The following is a 2569-nucleotide window of genomic DNA, read 5'->3' as shown; positions in this document are numbered from 1 at the left end:
CCGCCGTGAAAGGGCGATGTCCTAGGCCTCTAGACGATAGGGACGTTTCAGAGGTGGGCGTATAATAGGGTGAAAATTGGGGGGTGTCAAACGCATTTCTACAAATAATTTCAGTTTTAGGTGCTGAGTGCATAAATTTAAAACAATCTGATGCAATTGTTTGAAAAATACATTGTTTATGTTGAATTTTTAAACGTATCGACAATCGCCTGAATCACGTCAGGATGTTTTAAATAACCGTCGATATCATGCGGGCGATCAATCGATGTACGGATTTGGTGATTAATAATGGCAGGGCTAAAATCAAAAGGCGCATTTTGTAGTGGAAAGGCAGTGAGAAAATCATCATGCGAATAAAAATTAATCCAGTCGCCTGAAATTACACTCGGGCGCTGAATGGGCTGCGGTAAATGGCCTTGAATGACCCGAAAGGCTAAGGGAGAACCGAGGGTAATAAAGCAAGGCACATTTAATTCGGGATGCAGCAGTAAAAAATGATAGGCAATCACGGAACCTAGGGAATGTGCCACGATGACATTCGGTTTGGTGCTGTGCAATTGTTCGTGTATGCGCACATGAACTTCGTGCATAAAATGCGGATTGGATAAATACAGATAAGTTTCAACTAAAAATTTGTGCAACAGTGTTGCATGCAATTTTGGAAAATAATTCATCAACAGGGCAAAATCGCGCAAGGCATAATCTTTACTTAATGCGCCTAGCGTATGTAGCTCATGCTGAAAGCTATGACTATCATTCATCTGCATTTCTGGCAGTGGATTGACTTCAGGTCGATGTTCTTCCGGTTTTGCAGGATGAATAAACGGCAAATGTATCCATGTTTGTGGCATCAGTGTGCTGGCGCTTAACGTGTTTTCTAAATGATGGCGTGAAAGCAAATCGCCATAAAAAGGCATACGAAAATGCTGCTTTAAATAAGGAAACTGACAGTGCTGATGGATGTTTTTTAGGCTTTGCTCAAGCAAATTGAGCCAGCGTTTTTCTAAAGATCGTGCAGTTTGGCGTTGTTGGTTCATCCCGTGAATAAAAACAATATTCATAAGCAGCTCCCGCAACCAATTATTTTATTTTCATTCAGTATAAATAAAAAAGAGCAACCGAAGTTGCTCTTTAATGTTGCTATTGACCAAGCTATGTATCAATTTTTGTTGTGATACAAGGTGTAGTAGCTGATATAGCAGACCGCAATAAAGGTCAAACAACCAAAGAAGCTGATGCGCATGGTTGGATCAAAGACCATGCTGACACAGGTAATAAAACAGAACACAAAACCGAGAATTGGCACAATTGGGAACAACGGAGCAGCAAAGCCCAGTTCTTCTTTGCTGTGGCCGGCTTTATACCATTGGCGGCGGAAGTTGAATTGACTGAGACAAATGCTCATCCAGACCACAACCATAGTAAAGGCTGCAATTCCCAATAAATTGGTGAAAATCGCTTCTGGTGCAAACTGTTCAGACAGTAAGCCCGGCATACCGCCAATCATGGTGACAATCACTGCAACATAAGGAATGCCACGTGAATTGAGTTTTGAGAATACTGCCGGCAACTGTTTTTTATAAGACAGTGACCACATCATACGTGATGCAGCGAATAGGCCTGAGTTCGCAGCAGACAATAATGCCGTGATAATCACAAAACGGATAATGTCTTCTGCATAAGGAATGCCGATATGTTGGAAGACCGTCACGAATGGACTGCTGCTGACGCCTTCAGCGGCCAAGCCTGCTTCCTGATGCGGCAGTAAAGCAGTGACCACCACAATAGTTCCGACAAAGAAAATCAGTAAACGGAAAATTGCGGTATTAATGGCTTTCGGCACATTCTTGGCAGGATCTTTAGTTTCACCAGCAGCCACACCAATCAGCTCTGTCCCTGAAAAGGCAAAATTCACAATCAGCATAGTGGTGAAGATCGGGAAAAGACCTTCTGGGAACCAACCTTGAGCGGTTAAATTACTGAATAGTGGTGCGGATTCATGACCACGATAATCCAGTACCCCAAAAATAGCCAATAAGCCTAAAAGAATGAAGGCTACGACGGTAATCACTTTGATCAAAGCCAGCCAAAATTCAGACTCAGCAAACCAGCGGGTCGAAGTCATATTCAAGAGGAATACAAATACCCCAAAGATTAATGTCCACATCCACATGGAACTGTCTGGGAACCATTCCTGCATCAGCAGTGCAGCAGCAGTAAACTCTGTGCCGAGTGTGACCGACCAAGTGAGCCAGTATAACCACGTCATGGTGTATCCCGTACCTGGGCCAATATAGCGGGTAGCATATGCGCCAAAAGAGCCAGACTCAGGCATGTGAACAGCCAACTCACCGAGGCAGAGCATGACCATATAGGCGATAATACCACCTAGAAAATAAGCAATAATGGCACCAACAGGCCCCGTTTGTGCAATGACTTCACCCGACCCTAAAAATAGACCTGTACCGATTGCGCCGCCAAGCGAAATCATCACCAGATGTCGAGTACTCATAGCGCGTTTTAAAGGCGCAGAATTGCCCTGATGCGAAGCATCATTCGGAGATGAGTG

2 protein-coding genes are annotated in these 2569 nt (G+C 43.8%); both read right to left on the bottom strand.

Features of this window, described 5'->3' with window-relative positions; translation table 11 throughout:
- Window positions 1-176: 176 nt before the first annotated feature.
- A complete protein-coding gene (locus ACN6OV_RS12965) occupies window positions 177-1061 on the bottom strand; it encodes an alpha/beta hydrolase (RefSeq protein WP_427953578.1) in 885 nt (294 codons plus the stop codon).
- A 98-nt stretch (window positions 1062-1159) separates the two neighbouring features.
- Window positions 1160-2569: amino acid permease (locus ACN6OV_RS12960; protein WP_427953576.1), on the bottom strand; the 1410-nt coding region annotated here is incomplete at its 5' end.

Origin of the sequence: Acinetobacter sp. (genome assembly GCF_050285345.1) — a bacterium.
Classification (GTDB): Bacteria; Pseudomonadota; Gammaproteobacteria; order Pseudomonadales; family Moraxellaceae; genus Acinetobacter.
Note: the sequence above shows the minus strand (reverse complement) of the source record. Positions and strands in the feature narration are given on the sequence as shown.